This is a genomic window from Chitinophaga chungangae (assembly GCF_017742215.1).
Lineage (GTDB): Bacteria > Bacteroidota > Bacteroidia > Chitinophagales > Chitinophagaceae > Chitinophaga > Chitinophaga chungangae.
The window spans coordinates 235,957-262,921 of the sequence record NZ_JAGHKP010000002.1 but is presented as its reverse complement, the minus strand read 5'-3'; the positions used below and the strand labels follow the sequence as shown (position 1 = coordinate 262,921).

At 53.4% G+C, this 26,965-nt stretch carries 18 protein-coding genes and 1 tRNA gene; 8 read left to right on the top strand and 11 right to left on the bottom strand.

The genetic code is table 11. The annotated features are described in order from the left end of the window. Positions 1-6 precede the first annotated feature (6 nt). From J7I43_RS09090 to J7I43_RS09080, 3 genes are read left to right on the top strand one after another with little or no spacing between them, the layout of a single operon-like run. Positions 7-1,581 carry a hybrid sensor histidine kinase/response regulator gene (locus J7I43_RS09090; protein ID WP_209145356.1) on the top strand — a complete coding sequence of 525 codons (1,575 nt, stop codon included), beginning with the start codon at positions 7-9 and terminating at the stop codon, positions 1,579-1,581. 24 nt (positions 1,582-1,605) lie between these two features. Next, a complete protein-coding gene (locus J7I43_RS09085) occupies positions 1,606-5,181 on the top strand; it encodes a response regulator (protein ID WP_209145355.1) in 3,576 nt (1,191 codons plus the stop codon). Positions 5,182-5,191: 10 nt separating this feature from the next. Beyond that, positions 5,192-6,016, top strand: coding sequence for a CheR family methyltransferase (locus tag J7I43_RS09080; RefSeq protein ID WP_209145354.1), 825 nt, complete (start codon positions 5,192-5,194; stop codon positions 6,014-6,016). A gap of 2 nt (positions 6,017-6,018) precedes the next feature. On the opposite strand, the gene J7I43_RS09075 is transcribed toward J7I43_RS09080, so the two are convergent. The 4 genes from J7I43_RS09075 to J7I43_RS09060 all read right to left on the bottom strand — a co-directional run bounded on the left by J7I43_RS09075 (position 6,019) and on the right by J7I43_RS09060 (position 12,229). Next, a complete protein-coding gene (locus J7I43_RS09075; RefSeq protein WP_209145353.1) occupies positions 6,019-6,405 on the bottom strand; it encodes a response regulator in 387 nt (128 codons plus the stop codon). 127 nt (positions 6,406-6,532) lie between these two features. Next, positions 6,533-7,444 (bottom strand): DUF5017 domain-containing protein, encoded by a 912-nt coding sequence (locus J7I43_RS09070; protein ID WP_209145352.1) that lies wholly within the window; start codon positions 7,442-7,444, stop codon positions 6,533-6,535. 30 nt (positions 7,445-7,474) lie between these two features. Then, positions 7,475-9,061 carry a RagB/SusD family nutrient uptake outer membrane protein gene (locus J7I43_RS09065; RefSeq protein WP_209145351.1) on the bottom strand — a complete coding sequence of 529 codons (1,587 nt, stop codon included), beginning with the start codon at positions 9,059-9,061 and terminating at the stop codon, positions 7,475-7,477. 18 nt (positions 9,062-9,079) lie between these two features. Beyond that, complete coding sequence (locus J7I43_RS09060) at positions 9,080-12,229, bottom strand: SusC/RagA family TonB-linked outer membrane protein (RefSeq protein ID WP_209145350.1); 3,150 nt, start codon at positions 12,227-12,229, stop codon at positions 9,080-9,082. Between the two features lie 315 nt (positions 12,230-12,544). Here J7I43_RS09060 and J7I43_RS09055 point away from each other — a divergent pair, with 315 nt between their 5' ends. After that, on the top strand, positions 12,545-13,363 hold the full coding sequence (locus J7I43_RS09055; protein ID WP_209145349.1) for a VOC family protein: 819 nt from the start codon (positions 12,545-12,547) through the stop codon (positions 13,361-13,363). A gap of 100 nt (positions 13,364-13,463) precedes the next feature. Here J7I43_RS09055 and J7I43_RS09050 read toward each other — a convergent pair whose 3' ends face one another. The 3 genes from J7I43_RS09050 to J7I43_RS09040 all read right to left on the bottom strand — a co-directional run bounded on the left by J7I43_RS09050 (position 13,464) and on the right by J7I43_RS09040 (position 17,419). After that, on the bottom strand, positions 13,464-15,542 hold the full coding sequence (locus J7I43_RS09050) for a M3 family metallopeptidase (RefSeq protein ID WP_209145348.1): 2,079 nt from the start codon (positions 15,540-15,542) through the stop codon (positions 13,464-13,466). A gap of 175 nt (positions 15,543-15,717) precedes the next feature. Then, positions 15,718-16,119, bottom strand: a complete 402-nt coding sequence (locus J7I43_RS09045) for a hypothetical protein (protein ID WP_209145347.1) — start codon at positions 16,117-16,119, stop codon at positions 15,718-15,720. Between the two features lie 61 nt (positions 16,120-16,180). Beyond that, positions 16,181-17,419, bottom strand: a complete 1,239-nt coding sequence (locus tag J7I43_RS09040) for a hypothetical protein (protein ID WP_209145346.1) — start codon at positions 17,417-17,419, stop codon at positions 16,181-16,183. A 393-nt stretch (positions 17,420-17,812) separates the two neighbouring features. Here J7I43_RS09040 and J7I43_RS09035 point away from each other — a divergent pair, with 393 nt between their 5' ends. Further along, positions 17,813-19,261 carry a ComEC/Rec2 family competence protein gene (locus J7I43_RS09035; protein ID WP_209145345.1) on the top strand — a complete coding sequence of 483 codons (1,449 nt, stop codon included), beginning with the start codon at positions 17,813-17,815 and terminating at the stop codon, positions 19,259-19,261. A 91-nt stretch (positions 19,262-19,352) separates the two neighbouring features. Here J7I43_RS09035 and J7I43_RS09030 read toward each other — a convergent pair. Next, positions 19,353-19,425, bottom strand: a tRNA-Ala gene (locus J7I43_RS09030). A gap of 226 nt (positions 19,426-19,651) precedes the next feature. Between J7I43_RS09030 and J7I43_RS09025 the strand changes: the two genes are divergently transcribed. The 3 genes from J7I43_RS09025 to J7I43_RS09015 all read left to right on the top strand — a co-directional run bounded on the left by J7I43_RS09025 (position 19,652) and on the right by J7I43_RS09015 (position 23,177). Continuing rightward, complete coding sequence (locus J7I43_RS09025; RefSeq protein WP_209145344.1) at positions 19,652-20,329, top strand: response regulator transcription factor; 678 nt, start codon at positions 19,652-19,654, stop codon at positions 20,327-20,329. Positions 20,330-20,380: 51 nt separating this feature from the next. Then, entirely contained in the window at positions 20,381-21,613 is a 1,233-nt protein-coding gene (locus J7I43_RS09020; RefSeq protein WP_209145343.1) for a sensor histidine kinase, read from the top strand. Positions 21,614-21,689: 76 nt separating this feature from the next. Next, positions 21,690-23,177: a trypsin-like peptidase domain-containing protein gene (locus J7I43_RS09015; RefSeq protein ID WP_209145342.1), complete on the top strand. Its 1,488-nt coding sequence runs from the start codon at positions 21,690-21,692 to the stop codon at positions 23,175-23,177. Between the two features lie 81 nt (positions 23,178-23,258). Here J7I43_RS09015 and J7I43_RS09010 read toward each other — a convergent pair whose 3' ends face one another. From J7I43_RS09010 to J7I43_RS24845, 3 genes are read right to left on the bottom strand one after another with little or no spacing between them, the layout of a single operon-like run. After that, complete coding sequence (locus tag J7I43_RS09010) at positions 23,259-23,675, bottom strand: response regulator (RefSeq protein WP_209145341.1); 417 nt, start codon at positions 23,673-23,675, stop codon at positions 23,259-23,261. Next, positions 23,659-24,756: a sensor histidine kinase gene (locus tag J7I43_RS09005; RefSeq protein WP_209145340.1), complete on the bottom strand. Its 1,098-nt coding sequence runs from the start codon at positions 24,754-24,756 to the stop codon at positions 23,659-23,661. Before J7I43_RS09005 ends, J7I43_RS09010 begins: the two co-directional genes overlap by 17 nt. Before the next feature lie 13 nt (positions 24,757-24,769). Beyond that, the gene (locus tag J7I43_RS24845; RefSeq protein ID WP_209145339.1) at positions 24,770-26,932 is read right to left on the bottom strand and encodes a sensor histidine kinase; all 2,163 of its coding nucleotides are present in this window, start codon (positions 26,930-26,932) and stop codon (positions 24,770-24,772) included. Positions 26,933-26,965 lie beyond the last annotated feature (33 nt).

Genomic DNA, 26,965 nt, shown 5'->3' with positions numbered 1-26,965 from the left:
CTTGATATGATTTTAATCGTAGACGACCATCCCGAAAATATATTTTCCCTGCAAAAGCTCCTGGAGCTGAACCATTATTCGGTAGACACAGCATCATCCGGCGAAGAAGCGCTCCGGAAGATCCTTAAAAATACCTATTTCCTCGTCATCCTCGACGTACAGATGCCTGGTATGGACGGCTTCGAAGTGGCCGAAGCCATTAGCGGCTACAGCAAGTCGAAGGATATTCCTATTATCTTTCTTTCCGCCGTCAACCTCGAAAAAAGATTCATCGCCAAAGGGTATACCTCCGGTGGGATGGATTACGTGACCAAACCTTTCGATCCCGAAATACTGCTGCTGAAAGTAGGCACCTTTTACCGGTTACACCTGCAAACAAGAGAGCTGCATGCCGCGCAAGAAAAACTCCGCGAAGAGGTCGCGGAGCGGAAAGCCGCCCAGGAAGCATTGTCTCATAGCCTGGAAGAACTGCGTTCCATCCTTGAATCCATCCAGCAGATCGCGTTTACGCTTAACCGCGAAGGCAATATCGAATTTGTGAACCGTTACTGGCATGAATATGCGGAGGGCCGTGAAAACCTGCCCGCCACGCCGGAAGACGGCCCGTCCATCTCCGCGTGCATCGCCAAAGCCATGGCCTCCGGCGAGCAGGAAGTGCTGGAAGTGCGCATCAAACCGCTGAGCGGGGAAGAATACCGTCACCACCTGCTGAGCATGACGCCTGTGCGCAAAGACGGCGCCATCGCGAAATGGGTGGGCATTTTTACTGATATCCACGAGCAGAAGATGATCAACCAGCTGCTGGAAAACCGCGTCAGCGAAAGAACGCAGGAACTGCAGCGCGCCAACCGCGACCTCGCCGCCAGCAACCACGAGCTGCAGCAATTCGCTTATGTGGCCTCGCACGACCTCAAGGAGCCGCTGCGCAAGATCCAGGTGTTCGGCAACCTCATCCACGGGAAATTCGGCTCCGAACAGCAGGAAGCGGTGAAATATCTCGGGAAGATCATTTCCAGCGCGGACCGTATGAATAAGCTGATCACGGACGTGCTCGATTATTCCAAGCTGTCTATCGCCGAAAAATTCCATCTCGCCGATCTCAATATCATCATCCGCGAAATACTCGACGATATGGAGCTGCTGATCCGGGAAAAAAACGCGGAGATCACCGTTAGCCCCATTCCCCAGGTGAAAGCCGTTCCGGGCCAGATGCGGCAGGTGTTCCAGAACATTCTCAGCAATGCGCTGAAATTTTCACGGCATGATTTGCAACCGCAGATACACATCCGCGCAGAACGCGTAGGCCGCCTCGCCACCGATGCCCGGCCGGATGCAGACGGGCCGTATTGCCGCATTTCCGTTTCAGACAACGGCATCGGGTTCGACGAGGTGTACCTCGACAAAATATTCGTCATATTCCAGCGCCTGCACGGCAGGAACGAATATGAAGGCACGGGCATCGGCCTGGCCATCGTAAAAAAGATCATCGACACACATGGCGGGCTCATCACGGCCGTGAGCGAAGAAGGGAAGGGCAGCACCTTCATTCTCGTATTGCCGGTAAGCGGCCATCATGCATAACGGACTTTGACAAACTCAGTATAAATGAAATCGACTTTTCAAAGAAATCTTGCCATCGGCTTCGGGTTTTCGTTATTCCTGCTGATCATCAGCGCGGTCGCGTCGTACATCAGCATCGGGAACCTGGTGAGCAGCGCGGAAAGCGTGGAGCATACCAATCAGATGCTACATTACCTGGACGATGCCATTTCGTATATGAAAGACGCGGAAACGGGCCAGCGCGGTTATCTCATCACCGGCGACGAATCGTTTCTCGAACCATACCGCGGCGCGGAAGACAGCATCCGGAAAAATATCCGCGCGTTCAGGAACCAGTCGACAGACAATCCCGTGCAGCAGGCCGCGGCGGAGGAGCTTTTTAAAGTGAGCAACCTGCGTATGGCCGTGCTGAACGACAATATCGTAAAGAAACGCAGGGGGCAGGCGCTTACCACAGAGGATATGAACAGGGGCAAAGTGCATATGGCCGAATCGCGCCGGCTGATCGACGAGATGAAGGACAGGGAACGCCTGCTGCTTACACAGCGCACGGAAAAAATGAACCGCTTCGCTTCCTCCACGCCCGTGTTCATCGTGATCGCCTCCATCATTGCCGTGCTGATCACCCTGGTGTCTTACCTGAGAGTATCGAAAGATTTTAAGGAAAGGCTGCTGATGCAAAAATCGCTGGAAGACAAAGACGCGGACATCAGCCGCCGCATCAATATTATCCGGAACGTGGCGGGAAAGATTTCCTCGGGCGATTATTCCACCCGCGTGGAAGAGGGGGGAGAAGACGGGCTGGGCGTGCTTTCCGTTTCCCTCAACCGGATGGCTTCGTCGCTGGAAACCAGCTTCAACGAATTGTCTGAACGCGAATGGATGCAGGCCGGCATTGCCACGCTGAACGACAAAATGATCGGTGAATACGAACTGCCCATGCTTTCCCGCAACGTCATCGACTTTTTGGTACAGTATACCGGCAGCCAGACCGGCGCGTTTTACGTGGCGGAAGGCAGCAGTCATCTCCGATTCACCGGCGGCTTTGCCATCGAAGAAATCGGCATTGCGCAAACGACGGCATTCGGCGAAGGGCTGGCGGGCCAGTGTGCGCTCAGCCGCCATACACTGAAGCTGGAAGATATTCCCGACGACCTGCTCAGCATCCGCCACGCTACCGGTACGCTCAGGCCCCGCGCGGTGATCGCCGTCCCGCTGTATCACGAAAGAAAGATCGCGGGCGTGATAGAACTGGGGTCGCTGCGGAACTTCTCGCCGCTGGAGCAACGATTCCTCGAAGAAGCGGCGCACAATATCGGTACCGCCATTTACAGCGTGGAAAGCCGCAAACGCCTGCAGGAGCTGCTGGAAGAAACGCAGAGCCAGGCAGAGGAATTGCAGGCGCAGCACAACGAACTGGAAAACATCAACAGCGAGCTGGAAGCGCAGACCGAAAAACTCCAGGCTTCCGAAGAAGAGCTGCGCGTGCAGCAGGCAGAACTGGTGGAAGCCAACGACCAGCTGGAAGACCGCGCACGGATGCTGGAAGAAACCAACCAGCTCGTCATGAAGCGCAACATGGAAGTACAGGCCAAGGCGGAAGAACTGGCGCAAAGCACGCGTTACAAATCGGAGTTCCTGGCCAACATGAGCCACGAACTGCGCACGCCGCTCAATTCCATCCTGCTGCTGTCGCGCCTGCTGGCGGAAAACGGCAAACAGAACCTCAACAGCGAACAGATCGAATACGCGCAGGTGATACAGCAGTCCGGCAAAGGATTGCTGACGCTGATAGACGAGATACTCGACCTTTCAAAGATCGAGGCCGGCAAAATGGACCTGGTTTATTCTGAAGTAGGCATCGACGAAATGATCCAGGACATGACCGCATTGTTCACGCCGGTGGCGATGGAAAAAAACATCCGCTTCATGGCGATCAAAGACAAAAATGTGCCCGTGTCCCTGGAAACCGACCGCCAGCGGCTGGAACAGATCTTGCGCAACCTGCTGTCCAACGCGCTGAAATTTACCAACAAAGGCAGCGTGGAAATGAAAATATCCCGCCCCGGCAAAGACGGCCAGCTTGCGTTTTCCGTGAAAGACACCGGCATCGGCATCGCGGAAGACAAGCAGGACCTGATCTTTGAAGCGTTCCGGCAGGAAGACGGCTCTACCCGCCGCAAATACGGCGGCACCGGCCTGGGCCTGTCCATCAGCCGCGATTTTGCACGGCTGCTCGGCGGTGACATTTCCCTCAAAAGCAAACCCGGCAAAGGCAGCGAGTTCATCGTGACAATCCCCGAATCGGCTTCCGCAAGGCGCGACGGGCAGGAAATACAGGAGATCGTTCCTGAAAGGGAAAAAGAAATCCCGCCCGTGCGCGAACGTTTTGTGAGCGAAGTGATACCCGGCCAGGTAGACGATGACCGCAACACCATCAAACCCGGCGACCGCGTGATCCTGATCGTGGAAGACGACACCAGTTTTGCACGGTCGCTGCTGGAATTTACCCGCAGTAAAGGTTACAAGGGCGTGGTGACCGTTCGCGGCGACGAAGCCGCACCGCTGGCCGAACAGTACATGCCGCTCGGCGTGCTGCTCGATATTCAGCTGCCGGTAAAAGACGGCTGGGAAGTGATGGAAGAATTAAAAGGCAATGAAAAAACAAGGCATATCCCGGTGCACGTGATGTCCAGCTACCAGGCCAGGTTCAAAAGCCTGAGCAAAGGCGCGGTAGACTTCATCGATAAACCCTTGAGCTTTGAAAAAATGGAGGATATTTTTTCGCAGATCGAGTTTATGCTGAACCACAACCCGCGCAAAGTGCTGATCGTGGAAGAGAACATCAAACATGCGAAGGCGCTGGCGTATTTCCTCGGCAATTACAAAGTGAACGCGGAGATCAAAGAATCGATCCGCGACAGCGTGGAGGCTTTGCTGAAAAAAGAAGTGAACTGCGTGATCCTCGACATGGGCGCTTCGCGCGACCGATCGTACGATACGCTGGAAGAAGTGAAAAAACAGCAAGGCCTTGAAAATATTCCCATCATCGTATTCACCGGCCGCAACCTGAGCCGCGACGAAGAATTGCAGCTGCGAGGTTATGCGGATTCGGTGGTGATCAAGGTAGCCAGTTCTTACCAGCGCATCATGGACGAGGTATCGCTGTTCCTTCACCTGGTGGCCGGCCAGAAAGAAACCAACGGCAATTCGAACGGCCTCGGCACCATGGATGTGGTACTGCGCGGGAAAACCGTGCTGGTGGCGGACGACGACGTGCGTAACATTTTCTCGCTTTCCAAAGCGCTGGAAGCATGCGGAATGAAAGTAGTGTCTGCCATGGACGGGAGGGAAGCGCTGGGAAAACTCAAACAACACCCGGCGGACATTGTGCTGATGGATATGATGATGCCCGTGATGGACGGTTACGAATCCACCCGCCTCATCAAAGCCGACCCGAAAACCGCCGCAGTGCCCGTGATAGCGGTTACCGCGAAAGCCATGAAAGGAGACCGGGAAAAATGCATCGAAGCGGGCGCTTCGGATTATATCAGTAAACCGGTGGATATCGATCAGTTGTTGTCGCTGTTAAGAGTTTGGTTGTATGATACCGGTAAATAAAATGCATATTATGAATGATTCCGCCGTGGAAGACAAGCAGATAGACGTGCTGCTGGAAGAGATCATGGACAAATACGGGTACAATTTCGCGCAATACGCGCGGCCTTCGCTGAAACGCAGGATCAACCGGCTTTTCGTGCTAAACAGGTTCGGTGATTATGCAGGTTTCAGGAACAAAATATTATTCGACGCGGATTATTTCAGGCATTTTGTGGAAGAGATCACGGTGAATGTAACGGAGATGTTCCGCGACCCGCATTTTTACAAATGCCTGCGCGAAGACGTATTGCCCAAACTCGCCAAAGCCCCGTTCATCCGTGTATGGCACGCCGGCTGCTCCACCGGCGAAGAAGTGTATTCCATGGCCATCCTGCTGCAGGAAGCGGGGCTGCTGCAAAAATCGCTGCTGTACGCCACGGATATCAATCCCGGCGTGCTGGAAAAACTGCGGAAAGGGATCTTCCCGCTGCGGTACATGAAACAATTCTCGGAAAACTACATCCAAAGCGGCGGTACAGACGACTTTTCAAAATATTATGCGGCCCGGTACGACTGGGCGAAGTTCGACGAACAGCTGACGAAAAAGATGGTCATTTCCCCGCACAACCTCGCCACAGACCGGTCGTTCAACGAATTTCAGCTGATCCTTTGCCGGAACGTGCTGATCTATTTCAACAAGGAACTGCAACACAAAGCCCTCCAGCTGTTCGACGACAGCCTGGAAATAAACGGCTTCCTCGCCCTCGGCTCAAAAGAAAATCTCAAATATTCCCCCCTTGCGTACAAGTACAGGCAATTCCCGCACCGGCAGCGCATCTGGCAGAAAACGAGCTGAGATCAGTTAAAATAACGGCGGAGAATTTCTTTCAGCGAAGCGATGCTGTATTGTTTCACCACATAATCGGCGGCGCCAAGGTCCTTGGTGTCCTGTATATCTTTCGGATCTGAAGAAGTGGAGTAGATCACCACGGGAATGGAAGCCAGCAGGGGATTGCTTTTGATGGCGCTCAGGCAGTCTTTGCCGGTCATCCGTGGCATGTTGAGGTCGAGAAAAATGTAACTGGGCGTGAAGCTCGCGTCTGTTTGCAGCATATGCAAACCTTTGATACCGTCATCCGCTGTCTGGCAAAATACATCCTCGTTTACGTCGTGTAACGCGAGTTTGAAAATTTCCTGGTCATCCCTGTCGTCATCAATCAAAAGGCAGCTGAGTTTTTGCTTCATCGGGTTGAACGATCTTTTGTAATGATCAAAGATAACAAAAAGCGCAAAAAAATATAGCCCGGCGTGTGATACCGGGCTATATTTTTTACAAGTGGTCCGGCCGCTTGGGGACCGCGGCATGGCCGCGTTACGGCACGATGGTGAGCGTAATTTCTTTCACCACCGTTTTCACTTCTTCGGCGCTGGTGTTGGAGCCTACGAACGTAACGGTATAAGTACCGGGCGTGGCGAACACGTAGCTGTAATTTTCCTTGCGTTTGCTGTAATCCTTGATGGCCGCGCCTTTATCGGGCGCTACCTTGGTTACCCAGATGGGTTTGGTGATCATCCAGTCTTCAGATGCTTCGAGGGTGCTGTTGGGCGAGAACTGGATATTGTCCGCCGAAACGGCCCATTTGTTTGCGCGGTTGATCACGTCTACTGCCAGCCAGCCGGCAGACACATGGTTTACCAAAGTATTGGGCGAGCCGCCGTCCTGCGTGCCGGTAAGCGAAAATCCCAGGATGCGCCAGGTGCGCTGTGTGGGCGTGGTGGCCACCGGTTTTTCGCCAATGTACTGGAACCCGATGTAGAGCGGTTTGCCTTTCACCACGAGGTCGGACAGGTCGGCTTTTCCCGAAGGCGTATTGGCGCTGAGCCCGCCGGCAGGCGCCGTGGCCAGGGTAAAACGGCTGGTGATGTCTGTCCAGTTCGTATTTTTTACATTGGCGGAATCGTAAATACCGCTGAACTCGTTGGAGGCCACCACTTTCAGGTTATTCGCCTGGCTGCCGTAGAGCACGCGGCTGAGGAATTCCAGCTCGGTTTTACCGGCTTCTGTGTCTGTACGGTCTTTGTAACGGTATTCTTTTCCCGGTTCGCCGGAATAAAAAGTGATGATGTCCGGCTCGCCGGAGAAAGTGAACAGCACGGAATCGCCCGCCTGGTACTGCGTTTTCTCGGTGTGCGCTTCGAAGGCCGGAACCTCCACCACATCCCGCTCACAGGCGAAAAGGAGGCAGAGCGCGGCGAGCGGGAGCATATTTTTATAATGGAACATTGTCTCGTGTTTTAATTGTTGCTGAATTGATTACCATTCCGGGTTTTGAACGAGCGATTTATTGATTGCCATTTCGGAGCTGGGGATGGGCAGCAGCAGGTGGCGCTGGCCGAGGTTGTCACCATGGCGGGCGGCGTATTTGTAAGCCGCGGGCGCCGTGGTGGTGATCTCGTTGGAGAGGTCTTTCATCGTGGAGATGTAAATGCCCCAGCGGATCAGGTCGTGCCGGCGGATGGCCTCGAAACCAAGCTCCAGCGAACGTTCTTTCCGGATGGCGTCGCGGAAGGAAAGCTGGTCGAGACCAGCGGGCAGGTCTGCATCGATGGCCGGGTTGGGCGGCGTGGGCAGCAGCAGGCCGTACGCCCTTCTTCTCACTTTGTTCACCGCTTCGTATGCGTCCGCGCTGGGGCCGCCGTTCACTTCGTTCTCCGCTTCCGCGAACATCAGCAGTACGTCGGAAAAACGGAGGATGGGGAAGTTGATGGAAGAGGTGTTGATATTTTTCGGCAGCGCCGTTTCGTATTCCCTTCTCCATTTTGCGTTGCAGCGATTGTAGATCGATGTGGCGGGATATGGGATCTTCGAGTTCACCACGCCGTTAACGGTGCCGTAATAATAGGAATTGCTCGTCCAGTCGCGGCGGAGGTCGCCGGCGGCGAATGCGCGGTAATATCTTTCGGTGATGTGCACCGCGCCGTAGCTGTACATGTTCCTGTCTGAAGAACCGATGCCGTTGATGGCGCCCACGGAACCTTCTTCGTCCTGGCTGCCGTTGTTCACTTTGTTAAATTCCACCTCCCAGAGCACTTCTTTCGTATCGTATTTGTCCTGGCACTGGTTGATGAATACCTGCTGGTAGTCGGGGTTCAGGGCATGACCGTTCCCCGGTTCCATGGCCTTCAGCGCCCATTTGCGGGCTTCCGCCCAGCGGGTGGCGTCGTTGAGCGGGTAACCGGCCATTTTGAGGTTCACTCTTGCGAGAATTCCCCATACCACGGACTTCGTGATGCGGCTGTTGTAAGTGTACGCGGTGATGGGGTTTACCAGCTCCGCCGCAGCTTCCATGTCTTTCACAATGAAGGCGTAGATCTCCGAAGACGGCATTCTGGCGCGGTTTACATCGTTCACGTCGTTGATGGACTGCAGCCTTACGGGCACATCGCCCCAATTGCTCACCAGCATAAAATAATAATACGCGCGGAGGAAAAGCGCCTGGCCTTTGGCGGCCTTGCGTTTGTCTTCGTCCATCTGCAGGTCTTTGTTGTCGATGTTCTCGAGGAACACGTTGGCCCGGTTAACGCCCTGGTACAGCAGGTTCCAGAGGGTGTTCACCTTGGTGTCCGATGTATTGTAGTTGTTGATGGACAAGTCGATGGTGGTGGTTGAAAGCGCGTTGAAACCTTCGTCGCTCATGTCCAGCTCGAAGAACAACGTGCGACCGTAGGTGCCGGTTTTGCCCAGCGGGTCGTAAATGCCGTTCAGCGCCGTGTTCACGTCGTTCTCTGTTTTGAAATAGTTTTTTGGAAGGGGGAAGTCTGTGGGCGTTTTATCCAGGAATTTGTTGCAGGATACAGCGCCGAAAGACAATATCAGGAAGCTATACAGGATGTATTTCATGTTTTCGCTTTTTAAGAATTAGAAAGTTACGTTCAGGCCAACGGTGGCGGTTTTTGGCCTCGGGTAAGCGGAATAGTCGAAACCGGGCGTGAGTGCGCTGTTGCGGATAGATACCTCGGGATCGTAACCGGAATATTTCGTCCAGGTGTAGAGGTTCTGCGCGCTGGCGTAAACGCGGATGGCGTTGATCTTCGCTCTTTTCAAAATGTTTTGCGGAAGGTTGTACCCCAGCTGCACGGTTTTCAGGCGCAGGAAAGAACCGTCTTCCACCATCCAGGTGGCATAGGTTTTCAGCGTGGTGCCTTTCACGCGCGGGATGTTGGATTCCGGGTTCTCAGGGCTCCAGTGGTTCGCGTAAGACGCGTACTGATTGGTGTTGTATTTGTAACCGGTTTCGAGCATCAGGCGGTTGGCGTTGTAAATGTCGTTGCCGTAGCTCCACTGGAAAAATATACCCAGGTCGAATCCTTTGTATTCGAAATTGTTGCTGAAGCCGCCGGTATGCACAGGCAGCGGGTTGCCGATCACAGTTTTGTCGTAATCGTCTATCAGCAGGTCGCCGTTGAGGTCTTTGTATTTGATGTCGCCCGGCTGCACCTGCGTGCGCACTTCACCGTTGGCGGTCACATTGTCTTTCAGGATGTAATTCCCGCCTACTTTATCGAAGTCGGAATATTTATACACACCGTCTGACACATGGCCGTAAAACTGCGCCACGGGTGCGCCTACCTTGGCGATGTACGCAGGTATCAGCACCCAGTCGTCTCCCCAATACTGCGTGGTGAGCATAGACAGTTCGTTTTCGGCCAGCTCGAGCACTTTGTTCCGGTTGAAGGAAATGTTGAAGCTGCTGTTCCAGTTGAAGTCGTGGCCTTTTACGACATTGGCGAAAAGGCTGATCTCCAGGCCCTGGTTGCGCACCTTGCCGATGTTCTTGAACTGCGTGGAATAACCGGTGCTGCCGGGAAGACTGGCGTTGAGCAGCAGGTTGCTGGTGTTTTTGCGGTACACGTCCACGGCGAGTTTGAGGCGGTCGTTAAAGAAGCCGAGGTCCAGCCCGATATCCGTCTGCGCCGTTCTTTCCCATTTCAGGTCGGGGTTGCCCATGGAACCGGGGTAGCTGCCGGGGCTCTGGATATTGCCGAAAGAATAACCGCCGTTGGTGGGCGTGATGTAGTTCATGTAATTGGAGAAGTTGCCCACGTTGTTGTTGCCCGTAACGCCCCAGCTGGTGCGGAGTTTGGCGTCCGAAACAAACCGCAGCGACTGCATGAAGGGCTCCGCGCCGAAGCGCCATGCGAACGCGCCGGAAGGGAAAGAGCCCCAGCGGTTGCCGTTGCTGAAACGCGAAGAGCCGTCTGTACGGAACGAAGCCGTGAACAGGTATTTCGATTTGATGTTGTAATTCACCCTGCCGAGGAACGAAGCGAGGCTCCAGGCGGAAGAAGTGGAAGAGATCGATAAGGGAACGCCTTCGTCGAGGCCGCTCAAACCAAGCCCTTCGTTCGGCAGCAGTTTGGCGTATGCGCCGAAAAGACTGCTGGAGCCTTCCTGCATAGTGAAGCCGCCGAGCACGGAAAGACTTTGATGCTGGTTGATCTTTTTGTTCCAGGTCAGCGTGTTTTCGTTCAGCCAGCTGCTGGAATTGATGTAGCTCATGCCGCCATTAATCCGGTTGTTGGTGGTGGGGTTGCCGCTGCGGGAAAGCCCGTTGTTGAACACGTCCACGCGGGTGGCGCTTTTGTTGTAGCCGATGCTGCTTCTGAATTTCAGGCCGGGCAGGATGGCGTATTCGCCGTATGCGTTGATGGAAAAATTGTCGTTGTAATTTTCGCGCAGCTCGTTTTTGGTCGTGATCACGGGGTTCCACCTGAAATCGAAGCCGGGCTCCACTTCCGGATCGGTGCCTTCCTCGATGAGGTTGGTGGTGGAGTTGAGCAGGGTGATGGGGCGGTAGGCCCAAACGCTGAACAGCAGGTTCAGCTCGTTGTTGTAATTGCTGGAAGAAGTGGGCGTGCCGTAACGTTTCACATTGGCGTAAGCGGCATTCATGCCTACTTTCAGCTTGTTGCTCACGTTATGGTCGAGGCTGAGGCGGCCCTGCAGCCTTTTGAAGCCGGAATTGATGATGATGCCCTGCTGATCGAAATACGAAAAGGATGCATTGAATTTCGTTTTGTCGTTGCCGCCGCCGAGGGAAAGGTGATGGCTTTGCATGGGCGCGGTCTGCATGATCTGGTCTTCCCAGTTAATGCCTTCCACGTTTTTATAATATTCCAGCGGCAGGGTGTCCTTCACGCCATTTTCGTTCCTGATGCGGTACAGGGTCATGGTCATGATGGGATCGATGTCGTTCTGCAGTTTGATAAACTCGTACGGATCGAGCACGCCGAGGCGTTTGTTGCTTTCCTGCCAGCCGAAATAAGTATTGTAATTAATGGTGGTTTTGCCTGCTTTGCCGCGTTTGGTAGTGATCACGATCACGCCGTTGGCACCGCGCGCGCCGTAGATGGCGGTGGCGGAAGCGTCTTTCAGGATGTCGATCGATTCGATGTCTGCGGGGTCGAGCGAGTTGATGGGATTGCTTTCGTTGTCTCCGCCGGGGTTTTCCATGGGAAACCCGTCGATCACGTAGAGCGGCGAGTTGTTTTGGGTAACGGAGTTACCGCCGCGGATCACGATGTCGATCGCCGCGCCGGGGCGGCCTTCGGAGGACGTGACCTGTACGCCCGCCACACGGCCGGCCAGGGCTTCGTCGAACGATTTAACAGGAGCTTTCTGAAGGTCCGCCACGTTCACGCTGCCAACGGAGCCGGTGAGATCTTTCCGCTGAACGGTACCGTAACCTACTACCACTACCTGTTTGAGGGCCTGCGGGTCCTGGGTGAGCGAGGTGTTGTACACGGTGGATTTGCCGAGCGCGACTTCTTTGGTGACGAAGCCGATGCTGGAGAAAACGATAGCTCCTTTCAGCTCTTGCGGACTGAGCGAGAAAATACCCAGCTCATTGGTGGCCGTGCCTGTTTTGGTGCCTTTTATCACGACGGATACACCGGCGAGTGGTTCCCCGTCTTCCCCGGTGACCTTACCGGTAATTTTGACGGCCTGCGCTGCTGATGTGAGGGATGCCAGCATCAGCAACAGGAAAGCGAATGTTGTTTGTTTCATTAGCGTACTGTGGTTGATATGTTTGGAGATACTTGCGTTTATGTCTGTGGTATGCGTCTCAAAGCAATGGTTGAAATGCGTATAGGTTACGTGGCGTTTCCCCGGTAAACCGGGTTCTACTTAGTTAATTATTTTAAAAGTGAGTTTCAAGTTAATAATTAATATTTTAATAGTATACTACTTTTTAAATAAAATTATTTACTTGGATAAGTTGATGCAAAAATGATAATTAATTGAACTTGAAGTGGATAAATGGGTTAGAAAGTATAGGATATGCGGGGCGGTTTTTTGTATTTTGGTGTAATTCCTCTTGTTATGAAACGATTTGTCTTGTGCCTGCTGTTATGCAGCGCCGCCTCGATGGCGGATGCGCAGCAGGTGGAAAGGCCGGAGATCACCGGCATTGCTTCCGTGGAGATCCAGGTCAGTCATCTTGATTCCGCCGTAAAATTTTATGGAGATTACCTTGGCTACGAGCTGCAGCGCACCGCGCATACGCTCACCGCGCAGGTGAACGCAAGGCAGCGCATCTACGTAAGAGATGGCCTGCCGCCTTCGCAGGACGACCGGCTGCTGAGCCTCGCCTTTCAAACCAACGACCTGCCCCGGATGCAACGGTATCTCACCCAAAAAGGGATCATGGTGCGTCCCGGCCCCGATAACGCTTCCATTGTCGTAAAAGACCCGGACGGCCACACGATCCTGTTCGTGCAGCTGCCGCCCGCCAAACCGGCGAGCGGTACGGGTATTTCAGACCGCATCCTTCACGCCGGCCTTACGATCGCAGATCCTTTACGGGCGGATTCGTTCTACGCGGCCATTCTCGGTTTTACGGAAACCTGGCGCGGCGGCGCAACAGACAGCGTTACCAGCTGGATCAACATGCGCCTGCCCGAAAGCACCGACTACCTGGAATACATGCTAGTAAAACCGCCGGCAAGCCGCCGTCAGCTTGGTTCCGCGCATCACATCGCGCTGATGGTGCCTGACATGCAAAAAGCGGTGGACGCCCTGCGTTTCCGCAACGGCAGTGTGCCTTCGCCGCGCATTGGCCGCAATAACCGCTGGCTGCTGAACCTCTATGACGCAGATGGTACGCGCGTGGAGCTGATGGAGCCGTTTACGGCGAGGTAAAAGCATTGCTTCCGTAATGCTTTAGTAGGGATACCGTAACACAACCGTAGTAAATTGCGCAATTGTCTTCTCCTGTTATGGGCTTAACCCGGTTTAATACTCAATTCTCCAACCCCCTGCTCTTCAGCAAAAATTTCACCTCCGGCGCACGCAGGCGGAATGCCTTGTATAGCTCCATCGGCTCCGCTGTGCCGCCTTTTTCGAGCACATTGGTGCGGAAAGATTTTGCGGTGGCGGGATCGAAGATATTACCGGTTTCTTTGAACGCGGCGAACGCATCGTTGTCCAGCACTTCAGACCAGATGTAACTGTAATACCCGGCCGAATAACCGCCGGCGAAAATATGCTGGAAATAAGTGCTTCTGTAACGCGGCGCGATCTGCGGGATGAGGCCCAGCTTCTCCATCTGCTGCTTTTCAAAAGCGGTCGCGTCTACCTTATTGCCCGCCGGCAACGTATGATAATTCATGTCCAGCAGCGAGGCCGCGAGATATTCCACCGTGGCGAAACCCTGGTTGAACTTCATTGCTTCCTTCATTTTCTTTACCAGTGTATCGGGCAACAGTTCGCCAGTTTCGTAATGTTTGGCGTACATTTTCAGCACTTCCGGCTCAAATGCCCAGTGCTCCATGATCTGCGACGGCAGCTCCACAAAATCGCGCGGAACGGAGGTGCCGGAAAGCGTTTCGTAATGTACGTTGGATAACAGCCCGTGCAGCGCGTGGCCGAATTCGTGGAAGAAGGTTTCCACTTCGTCCGGCGTAAGCAGCGCAGGCTGGTTGCCGGTGGGTTTGCTGAAGTTGCATACGATCGATACTACCGGCGCTACGCGTACGCCTTTTTCGGCTGACTGTTTGCGGTAAGAGGTCATCCACGCGCCGCCGCGTTTGGACGCGCGGGGGAAGAAGTCCATATAGATCACGCCGATGTGCCGCCCGTCGGCTTCTTTTACTTCGTACGCGGTCACGTCTTCCTGGTATACGGGAATGTCTTTTAACGGCGTGAACGTAATGCCGTAGAGCTTTTTCGCGGTAGCGAAAATGCCTTCGCGCACATTCTCCAGTTTGAAGTAAGGTCGCAGTTCTTCGGCGTCGTAATTATATTTTTCCTTTCTTACTTTATCGGCGTAATAGAACCAGTCCCAGGCTTCGAGCTGTTCGTTGCGGCCTTCTTTGTCCATCACTTTCTGCATTTCCGCGGCTTCGTTTTTCGCGACGGGCAATGCGGCGTTCCAGAGTTTGTTCAGCAGTTCGTTGGCCTGGGCGGGCGTTTTAGCCATGTTTTCTTCGAGCACGAAATCCGCATGCGAAGCATAGCCGAGCAACGCTGCTTTTTCGGCACGCAATGCGGCTAGGTTTGAAACGATCTCTTTGTTATCGCGCGCGTCGTTGTTGTTGCAGCGATTGGTGTAGGCCTTATACATTTTTTCACGGAGGGCGCGGTTTTGCGCGTATTGGAGAAACGGCATCACACTGGCGTTGTGCAGGGTGAAGCGCCATTTGCCTTCTTTGCCCGCTTCTTTGGCGGATGCCGCCGCGGCGGCCACCACGGAGGGCGGAAGACCGGCGAGGTCCTCCTGTTTCTCAACGATCATCTCAAACCCGTTCGTTTCGGCCAGCAGGTTTTGCCCGAATTTTACGGTGAGCAGCGACAGTTCTTTATTGATGCTGCGCATCTGCGTTTGCTGCGCTTCGTTCAGCTGCGCGCCGCTGCGCACGAACGCCTTGTAGGTTTTTTCGAGCAGCCGGTTTTGTTCGGGCGTGAGTTTCAGCTTTGTGTGCTGGCCGTACACGGTTTTTACGCGGGCGAACAGTTGGGGGTTGAGATAAATATCATCGCTGTGCTGTGCCATGCGCGGCGCTATCTGGCGGCTGAGGGCTTCCAGCTCGGGATTGGTATTGGCGGAGGTGAGATTAAAAAAAACGGTGGCTGCCTGCTGCAATTGTTTGCCGCTTTGCTCCAGCGCCGCGATCGTATTGTCGAAGGTGGGTGTGCTTTTTTGTGCGGTGATCGCTTTTATTTTTTGCTGTTGCTGCTGCATGCCTGCTTCGAACGCCGGCAGGAAATGCGCGGGTTGGATGTCTGCAAAAGGCGGCACTTTAAAACTCGTGCTGTACGGTTGCAGTAACGGGTTGTTGTCTGCCGGGGCCTGTCCGGATACGGTACTTGCTATTGTCATGCTAATCGCTGATATCAGGTTGCGGGAAATATTTTTTGCCTTCATGGTTCGGATTTATTGTAAAGCCGGCGAAAATCTAAAAATAGGAAAAATCGGGGAAGTGCCCGCAAAACAACGGCCCGCGGGCGGATGAATGCCTGCGGGCCGGTGCCTGTAAATTATTCCGGGAAAAAAATCAGCGTACGTGCCTCAGCCTTATCTGCTTTGAATAACCCGGGGATACTTCGCGGATCATGACCAGGCTGTCTCCCTTAAATTGATATTTATAAGCTTGTACCAGGGAGGAGGATGCCGGTTCGATGCCATGAAAAAAAACACTGTCGCTGCCACGGGTGTAATACAGGTTTCCTTCTACCCTGAGCTCCGCGGTGGAGCCCGGCAATTTCACGATAAAATCGAACTTGTCGCCGTCGTGAAACGTAAGATACATATCGGTCAGGTCGGCTTTGAGATCGTTTTGCAGCGTGAAGGCCACGCCCTGGAACTGGCCGTTCAGACCGTCCGGCCTGGTCTTTTTGTCTTTTTTGCAGGCGAACAAAAGCAGTGTGATGGGAACGAATAGTATAAGGGATCGCATATAACAAGTTTTGTCCAGTTTAAACGAGGCAGCGCCCGCCGATGTTACAGCCGCCCGCCATTTATTTCACGTGTTTCACCTTGATATAGCCTTCCACAGTGGTTTTGGCGGTAGGCTCCTGGTCGTCGTCCACGAAAGAACCGGCGCCCGTTGCCACGAAATATCCGGTAACATACTGGCCTTCAGCCCCGAACTCGTCGATGCTCAGCGCGCCGCCGGAATAAATATAACGTTTTTCCGCTTTGTCGAACCAGTGACTGGTGGTATGCAGGCCTGCCGCGTCTGTATAAACGAGGGCTATGTTGCGTTCCCACAGGAAATTCCCTTTTCCGCCGGGCCAATCGATCACAAAATAACGTTCGCCGTCTGTTGCGGCGATGTTGATCTGGTCGTCGCTCTCCACTGCAAAGCCTGGCAGGAACTGCCATGCGCCGCCGCCAATGCGGAAGCTGAGGCCGTCTGCCAATATGGTCATGTTGCTTACCAGCAGCAGCTGGTGTTTGCTGTCTTTCAGCGTGGCGGTTACCATAGCTGTAACGGTGGACTGTACGGCGCCCGGCGTATGGTACGTTGCTTTGGAGCCGTTGCCGGCCACTGTGCCGGGGCCTGCTACTGCCCAGGATTTAATGAAATGTCCTGGCAGCGGCTGACCTTCGCCGATGGCAATGTCTTCCCCTTCTTTGGGGGCCAGCGGCGTCAGCAGATCGTCTGATGAAAGGGGAAGATAAAACCGTACTTCCATTTCCGCGGACGCGCCGGGTTCCAGCTCCGCGGAAGCCGGGCTGATCTGCAGCCATTGCAGCAGCGTCCAGTTGCTGAAATGATCGGTGAGCACGGTTACGTGTTTGTCGGTTTTGTTCACTGCGGCGTTTTTCGCCAGCCTCCAGTAACCCTGCGCGTCCTGCCAGGCAATGCCCAGCGCGTCCGGAATGCTTACCAGGTGCGGGATCTGGGCGTATGAAAATTGAATGGCGACGGGTTTGGCGAAAGTGGTATGCGGGGTGATGCTGAAGCTGTTGCCGATGCTGCCGTGACAGGTGTTGCTGACCTGTTGTATCTCGAATACTTTGTTGGCGGTAACCGCGCCCGCGGGAATCATGATTTTCAGTTGGCCGTCTGTGGACTGAAATACGCCGCCGGCGGGCGTTACGGCGAATGTTTGTTTCGCTCCGACAGGGGTGCCTGCGGGCCGGGAAACCGGCTTATGGCTGAGGGGAGCGGGTTGGGGGGTAACCGGGTGTTTGTCTCTGGAACACGCCAATAATGCTGCCATGAGCGAGATGCTGATGATCTTTTTCATTTTTGAAAGGGGGTTATTGTTCTGGCGCAAAAGTAGGGCCGCGGAAATCGGGGCATATAGGCAGTACTGCTCAACTTTTTCCTTTTGGCGTAAATACGCCGGGCCTTTCGTTTTTTGTCGTGTTTCTGGCGGGGTATTTTTTGTTGATGAATGCGGGGATGGAGTTGTTTTGAAAAATTAACACGCCAGCCCCGTTTTTTTGGTCAAAAAAAGCGCTAAATTACTGTTAAGATTCCCTGATTTAGAGCGCTGTTTGTTTTGGCCCCATTCCCTGTAGATCGTGTTAATGCCCATATGCCTCACAGTTCTCACTTTAAAGAATCTTCTTTTTCAACGCTTAACCGTTTACTCCTGTCAGCAGTCATTTATCTCTAAATCTATAAATCTGTTGTTATGACTACACGGTATGTAAAAGACGAAAGCACTGCCCTTTACGAGGAAAACGACCCCGGGAAAAAGCTCATCGAATTGTTGTGGGGCGATACGGTGCTCGTATTAAGCAACAAAAAGGCAGACGGGAAGATCAAGGTCAAAGCCCGGGCCTGTACCGGCTATGTTCATGCGGATGCGATCGGCGATACACCTTTACTGGAGATTTATTTTATCGACGTCGGCCAGGGAGACGGCGTATTGATCGTAACGCCGGACCGAAAGCACATTATGCTGGACGGTGGATACAAACGCTCCGCGCAGCCGCACGGAAAAAACGCGGCGGATTTCGTAGACTGGAAATTCTCCCGGGAATACGGGCTGGATACCATCACACTCGATGCAATGATCAGTTCTCACAACGATGCGGACCACTATGGCGGGTTGTGGGATTTGATCAATCCGGAGGAAGTACGGGAGTTGGATACGTCTAATACGGAAGTGAAAAATTTTTATCATTCCGGCGTGTCGTGGTGGACGGGCGGCGGCAAAAAGCGCTGGCTTGGCCCCAAACAGGAGGGGTATCTTCTTAGTCTTATCGACGATAGAAAATCAATAAAAGATGCATTGAACGGCGAAGATCTCAAGCTGCAGGGAGAGTGGGCGTCTTTTCTCGGTTGTGTGCTGGAAAAAAAATGCCCGGCGAAACGTCTCGGGTACGATCTTGACGGTGAGATCGGGTATTTGCCGAATTTCGGGCCGGGTGAAAATGACGTTAACGTCAAGATACTCGGGCCGGTTGTGGAAAAGCTGGATGGAGTGCCTGTAGTCAAGGATTTTGGTGGCGATTCGCAGAATACCAACGGAAATTCAAGTTTGCTGCGGCTGGATTATGGAAGGGCGAGAATATTGCTTACCGGGGATCTTAATAAAAAAAGCCAGCGCTACATATTGGACGCATTTAAAGGAAAAAGACAGGAACTGGCGGCTGATGTGGTGAAATCGTGCCATCATGCGAGCGACGATTGTTCATACGAATTCCTGGAATGCGTTCAGGCGTCCGCCACTATCATTTCTTCCGGCGACGATGAAAATCATGCCCACCCGCGGCCTAATATCGTAGCAGCTTCGGGGGCAACCGGTTACCGTACGGTGGACAAAGACGAAATGATCACTCCCCTGGTGTTCAGCACGGAAATTTCAAGAAGCCTCAAGATCGGCGATCCATTCCAGGTGGATATTGGGGACGAAGAACATACGGACGAAAAAAATATCGATGTTCACTACAGGCGTATGACATCGGGCGGGGTAAGCGCATCTAATAAAGTAAAGACGCTGAACAGGTTGAAAATAGTGGAAGGAATCGTGTACGGCCTCGTAAACGTCAGAACGGACGGAGAGAAAATTCTTTGTGCAACGTTAAACGAGGGGAAATATAAATGGGAGATCAAATCTTTCAACTCGCGGTTTTAGCGGGATAACAAAATGTCTTTGAATTATTAGCCGGGAAATACATTCTAAAAAACAAAAGACGCCTTTGAATAAAAGCGTCTTTTCGTTACTGTGGAGGATAGGGGAGTCGAACCCCTGACCTCTTGCATGCCATGCAAGCGCTCTACCAACTGAGCTAACCCCCCGGAATGGAGTGCAAATTTAGCCGCTTTTTCGAAAAAACAAAAAAAAATATTGAGCCACAGCTTAAACGGAGAAAACGCCAGCCCTGCAGCAACGCAGACGCCCGTTATCCGTAAAAATGTATTGCCCCTGCTTCGTTTGCTACTTTGTTATAATTGATGTACCGCTGACAGCCCGCAGTTTCCGCAGGCTGTTTATTTTTCTTATATTCATCGTCCAACGGAAAAGATGAAAGTCCTTATAATCGAAGACGAACTCGCGCTCGGCAAAAGCATCGCCGCCTATCTCCAGGCGGAAAATTACACCTGCGAACTGGCGCCCGACCGCAAAACAGCTTTGGAAAAGGTCGAAAGTTTCGACTACGACTGCATCCTGCTGGATATTTCACTGCCCGACGGCAACGGGTTGTACGTTTTGCAGGCCCTCAAGGAAAACAACAAGACCGACGGCGTGATCATCATCTCGGCCCGCGATTCCATAGACGACCGCATCAAAGGGCTGCAGCTGGGGGCAGACGATTACCTCGTCAAACCTTTCCACCTCTCCGAGCTCAGCGCGCGCATCGCCGCCGTGATCCGCCGCCGTCGCTTTTCCGGCAGCAACCTGCTCGAAGCCGAAGAGCTTACCATCAACACGCAGGCCCGCACCGTACTGGTAAACGACGTGCCCGTGGAGCTCACCCGCACTGAATACGACCTGCTGCTTTACCTTTTCTCCAACCGCAACCGCGTAGTGAGCAAACACGCCATCGCCGAACATCTCAGCGCGGATGGCGAAGGCCTTTTCGATAATTACGATTTCATTTACGCCCACATGAAAAACCTGCGCCGCAAGCTGGTAAACGCTGGCTGGACGGACCGTATCAAAGCCGTTTACGGTATGGGCTACAAAATGGAGATACCTTGAATGGACCATTCCATCAGGCCCGTAAAAAAGACGAAATGAACTGATGAACTGATGAAACTGCTTAGCAAAACCATACAATATTATTTCATCCTCAGCATGGTATTGCTGCTGGTAGCCGTGCCCGTCTTTTACCTCGTGCTGCGCAAGATCGTGATCGCCAATATCGATGCAGACCTGGTGGCCACCAAAACCCAGCTGATACCGCAGCTGCAGGTGATGGAAATAAAGCCCGGCGCGCCCAACCCGCTGCTCAACAACGACGTGACGCTCGAAAAGTCGCAGGGAAGGGGGGAAGATTCGCTCTACACTTCCGAATCGCACCGCCTCCTTTCTTCCCACCTCGTGATCAACCAGGAAACTTACCGGCTGCAGATCCGCTCTTCCATCGCCAATCATCAGAAACTGATCGGCAGCATCATCGTGCTGCAGTGCGTGCTGCTGATATTGCTGCTGGCGGGTTTGCTGCTGGTGAACCAGGCGCTTGCGCGGCGCATCTGGAAACCTTTTTATCAAACGTTGCGCAAGCTGCGGGCTTACAAGGTGGACGACGCCGCGCCGCTCGACCTCGGGGGCTCCGCCGTGGCGGAATTCAGGGAACTGAACACCGCGGTGGAACAGCTCGCCGAGCGCAGCCGCAAATCGTACGTGGCGCAGAAAGAATTCGCGGAGAACGCTTCACACGAAATGCGCACGCCGCTCGCCATTTTCCAGGGCAAACTGGAATTGCTCATGCAAACGGACCCGCTTACCGAAGAACAGGCCGAGCTGATCACCGATCTCGCCACGGCCAGCCAGCGCATGGCGCGGCTCAACAAAGGCCTCATCCTGCTTACGCGTATCCAGAACGGGCAGTTCCCCGAAACGGAAGAGATCGCCGTGAAAAATTCTGCTGAACATTTGCTGTTCCAATACCAGCCGCAGATAGAACAGAAAAAGCTGCAGCTCGAGACCGACTGGCTCGACGACCTCAGTGTACAAGTGAATCCCACGCTGCTGGAAGTTTTGTTGGGCAATCTGCTTTCCAATGCCATCCGCCACAACGTTCCCGGCGGGCGCATCGTGGTGAAACTGGCCAACGGCGCATTCACCGTGCGAAACACCGGGCAGCCCTACGCCCTGCCGGAAGAACGTATTTTCGAACGTTTCGCCAAAAGCAGCCCGGATGCGGACAGTATGGGCCTTGGGCTGGAGATCGTGAACAAGATCTGCCGCCTGTACGGTTTTACCATCCATTATGCCTACGAAAATCAATATCATTCCTTCACGGTGCAAATGAAAAGTTAAAACCAGCGCCAAACTCCCCCGCATTCAGAATGTATTCAGAAAGGGCAGTGACTTTTACAGCACTAAACTGGATACTATGAATAAAAGAAATCTTATTGCCGGTGGCCTCATGGCCGCGGCTTTTACAGCCGGCGCTTTCGCTTTCAGCGGGAAAGCCGGGAATCTTTACGACAGTATCGCACCCGCCTCTACCCAGCCCCTGATCAAAACGGCCTATACCGGCGCGCCGGCGGCCCAACCCGTGGATTTTGAACAAGCGGCAGGCGCGGCAGTGCCTTCTGTAGTACATATTAAAACCATCGTTCAGTACAAACAGGTCGCGGGGCAAAGCCCCTTCGGCGATGAGGAAGACGATATCTTCCGCCACTTCTTCGGCGGCGGCCCGCGCCAGTTCAGGAACCCCGAGCAGCGCGCTTCCGGTTCCGGCGTGATCATCAGCGATGATGGTTATATCGTGACCAACAATCACGTGGTAGACAACGCAACAGATGTGACCGTCACCCTCAACGACCACAAAAATTACAAGGCCAAAGTGATAGGCACCGACCCGAATACCGACCTGGCATTGATCAAGATCGACGCGAAAGATCTCCCGGCCATCGCCATCGGCAATTCCGACGAGGTGAAGCTCGGCCAGTGGGTGCTCGCCATCGGTTACCCGCTTAATCTCGACGTAACCGTTACCCAGGGCATCATTTCCGCCAAATCCCGCAACATCGGCATCAACCGCCAGGGCTCTGCCCCGGTGGAAGCATTCCTGCAAACGGACGCGGCCGTGAACCCGGGCAGCAGCGGTGGCGCGCTGGTCAACACCAATGGCGAGCTGATCGGCATCAACGCGGCGATCGCTTCCCCGACCGGCTCTTACGCAGGTTATGCGTACTCTATTCCCGCGAACCTGATGAAAAAAGTGATCAACGACATCAAACAGTTCGGCAGCGTACAACGCGGTTACCTCGGCATCAGCATGGCGCCGGAGAACCTGGACGAAGCGCAGAAAAAAGAACTGGGCATTAAAGATTATACGAACGGCATTTATGTAGCCGGCACGGACCCGAACGGCGCGGCGGCGGCGGCAGGCATCAAACAGGGCGACGTGATCACCAAAGTGAACAACACGACCGTGAACACCGGCGCGCAGATCTCCGAGCAGATCGCAAGGATGAAACCCGGCGATAAAGTAAGCCTCACCTTCAACCGGAACGGCAGCGAAAGCACCGTAACCGCCACGCTGAAAGGTAAAATGGGCGCTATTGCAGGCACCCGCTCCGGCAGCGCGATCATAGAATCGCTCGGCGGCGAGTTCGAAGGGCTCAGCCGGCAGGATGCCGCCAAAATAGGCATCGCGGGCGGCGTGAGAGTGACGGACATCAGCGAAGAAGGCATTCTGGCCGATCAGACGAACATGAAACCCGGTTTCGTGATCACCAAAGCCGGCGGCATTCCCGTGAGAACGGTAGACGAGCTGAAAGCGGCGCTCAGCAAACAAAGCGGCAACTTCCAGCTGGAAGGCACCTACCCCGGCAGCGGCAGAATTTATTATTACGGCATCAACGATTATTGATAAGGGAAAGAAAAGAATGGATCTTTAAAGGGGTTAACTATTATGGGAAAGGCTTCTTCATTTCGATGGAGAAGCCTTTTTTTATTGCTCCCTGAAAATATTTTCGATCACCTCCTTCAGCTCCCTGGGCTGCAGCGGTTTTTTGAGGAGCCTGATCACCATCGGGTTGGCATTGGTGCGCGAAATATCCCCGAAATCCAGCGAAGACGAAACCATGATGATGTAACACTGGTTCTTGATCTTCTGCGGGTACGAATCGAAGGAACGGAGGAACTCGAAGCCGTCCATTTCGGGCATTTGAATGTCCAGCAGGATAACGGTGGGGGGAATGTGGGGCAGGGTGATGTTGCTGGAAAGGAATTCCAGCGCTTTATTGGCATTGCTGAACGAAAGGATCGTGTGGCTGAGCTGCTGAATGGATATCAGGCGCTCATGCAACAGCAGATCGATGTCGTTATCGTCTATCAGTATTACGCGAAGATCAGGAATCGAATTCATTTCTGTTTGGAATCGAAATTTCAAATTGCGTGCCTTCTCCGTAACGGGAATCGACGCCGATGGTGCCGCCGATCTTGCTCAAGGCCTCTTTCACAATGTATAAACCAATCCCGCTGCCGGGTTTGTTGTTGTTCTTGGAGCGGAAGAACATTTTGAAAATATTACTTAAATGCTCGCTCAGGATGCCGATGCCATTGTCTTCGATGCGGATGGTGGCTTTATGCGGCTCTACTTTCACAAACAGATTTACCTGCGGGCTCGATTCGTCTGGTTTCTGGTATTTAACGGCGTTCGAAATCAGGTTGTTCAGAATAACGCTGATCCTGAAAAAGTCGCCTTTGAAAGGCACCAGCTGGTCTACTTTTACGTTGAAATTGATCGAGGTGTTCTGGTGTTTGAACGTGTCGATACAGTCATTGATCAGCAGGTTGAAGTCGATCTTTTCGTATTCGAGGTCGAGGCGCGAATTGCGGTAATATTCGATGATCTTCTGGATGAAACTGTCCAGCCGCGTGATGCACACTTCGATCATGCCCATATATCCCTGCGGGTCGGTCATCGAATTATCCAGCCGGCTCAGGTTGATGATCCCCTGCACGCTCATGAGCGGGGCGCGGAGGTCGTGCGAAGTGGAATAAATGAAGCGGTTCAGCTCGTCGTTCGTTTTTTCCAGCTCCAGCACTTTTTCCTTAAGCTGTTTGCGCGCGGAATAGATCTCGTAAGCGTTATTGATGGTCTTAAAAAGCTCGTGCTCGTCCCAGGGTTTTTTGATGTAGGAAAAAATATGCCCTTTGTTGATGGCGTCGATAATGTCCTCTACGTCCGTATAACCGGTCAGCAATATCCTGATGGGGTCGGGCAGCAGGTCCTTGATCTGGTTGAAAAATTCCACCCCCGTGGTGGTGGGCATCTTCTGGTCGGCGATGATGATGTGCACTTCTATCCCCTTCAACACCTGCAACCCTTCGGCGGCCGAATTGGCGGTATAGATCTCGTAGCTCCGCCTGAAATTAGCACGGAACGCATTGAGGTTATGTACTTCATCGTCGATGTACAAAATTCTGATACGGCTATTTTTCATGAGGGTCTTTTAATTAGGACGCTTGACTTTGGGCAATTGGCACATTCTGTGGTAAATATATAATAAATTCCGCTCCTTTGCCCGGCTCAGATTCAACCACTATTTTGCCATGATGTTTTTCTATGATGCTGAACACGATGGATAAACCCAGCCCCGTGCCTTCACCAACATCTTTGGTAGTGAAGAACGGCTCGAAGATCTTCTCTTTCACCTTTTCCGTCATGCCGATGCCCGAATCCTTGATACTGATGCTGATCATCTTGTTCGCCTCCAGGCGGGTGCTGATGGTGAGGCTCTCCTCGCCCTGCTCCGGCTTCATTTTAATGGCGTTCAGGGCGTTGTTGATGATGTTGAGGAATACCTGGTTGAGTTTGCCTGCGAAACATTCGATCTTGGGCAGCTCGGCGTAATTATAATGAACGGTCACATTTTTCGGCACATTGTTCCGCAGCAGCACCATGGTGGAGTTCAGACCCTCGTGCACGTCCACGAACTTGAGGTCGCTTTCGTCGAGCCGGCTGAAGGTGCGCAGCCCTTTCACGATCTCGGCCGTACGGTTGGCGCCGTCTTCAATGCCTTTGATAAGCGAATCGATCTCGGTATGCACGTAATCGATGTCTATCTGCTGCTTGAACTGCTCGATCTCGCTGAGCTTCTGCTCCACATTGCCGTTCGGGTCGATGGATTCGTACTTCTTCAGCAGCGATTTCAGGTCTTCAAAATCGAGCTTCAACGGCTTGATGTTGCTGGTCACGAAGTTGATGGGATTGTTGATCTCGTGCGCGATGCCGGCCGTAAGCTGACCGAGGGAAGCCATTTTTTCGGATTCCACCAGCTGCGTCTGCGCTTCCTTCAGGTTGTTGAGCACGCGGTTCAGCTCCTTGTTGGATTGCTGCAGCGCTTCGGTGCGCTCGGCCACTTTGGCTTCCAGCACAACGTTCTGCTCGCGCACCAGCTGCTCGTTCTCCTGCGAAATGGCGAGGGCCACGGCCTGCGATTCTTCTTTTTCCTTCCGGTAGATGTTGATCTTGTTTGCCAGGGCGAAGGAAAGCAGGGTAACTTCCGCCGCGGAGCCCACCTGGAGAGCGTAATAGGTGAAGTCGTTGTACGGCAGGATATTAAAATTGCGCATCACGAATATGCACACGCTGGTGAGGAAGATGCCCCAGGCCAGCAGGAAATAACGCGCGGGGATGAATCCGGTGCGCGCCACTTTCACGCCGATGAACATGGCTGCCAGCGAAGCGGTCATGGCCGTGATCTGCGCCATCATATTCGCCACAAAATACTGGTCGATGAAAGTGGGGATCAGCACCAGCGAATAGGCGATCACCACGCCCGTGAGTATTTTATGTCCCAGTTTGTAACGCTCGCGCGTATGGAGGAACGACTGGATGAACAGCGCTGCAGTAATGCCGTTCAGCACGGGGATGATCAGCGTGTCGTGGGCGGCCAGCCAGAGATTGTTGGGCCAGAGGAAACGGAAAGTATACCCTTGCTGGGAAGCCTGGGTAAGCCCCACGCAGATGATGTAACTCACGTAAATGAGGTAACTCTGGTCGCGGGTGGTAAGGTATATGAAGAAGTTGTACAGCGCCATTACGAGAATGATGCCGATATACAGCCCGAAAATGAAGTTCCTTTCGGTGTTTTTGACGTTGAGCGTGGTTTCGGCGCCGAGGTATACGGGCAGCTGCGCCTGTTCGCCGGCTTTTATCTTGAGGTAAAATTCGCGGGTTTCGCCGTGCGGGATATCGAGAGGGTAGATGTAGTTCTGATGGTCGTACGGCCGTACCCGGTAAGGCTGGAACTGGCCGAGGCTGAGTATGCGGTACCCGCCTGAGGGCAGCACTTCGTAAAGGGTGATCTCGTCGATGGTGGGATATTCCACTTCGAGCAGCAGCCTGGGAAGGTCTGTTTCGTTTTTGATATAAAATCGGGCCCAGTTGGAAAAGGGGGAGATCTGGAGGTTGGGCACCGTTTGCCCGGTTGGCGCGAACGGCTGTTTCCGGATTTGATCGATGGTAAGCAGGTTCGTGCTGTCCCGGTAAAGTTCCAGAGCATGCCCGATCTGCATCAGCTTGGAGCTGTCTCTGAATACTACGGGTTCAGATGCAAAAACGTTCCCGCACCCGGTGAGGGCCAGGAAAAGAAGTACAAAAAAACGTATAGGCATCTCAAATCGGAATTGTGTATGCAAACTTAACAG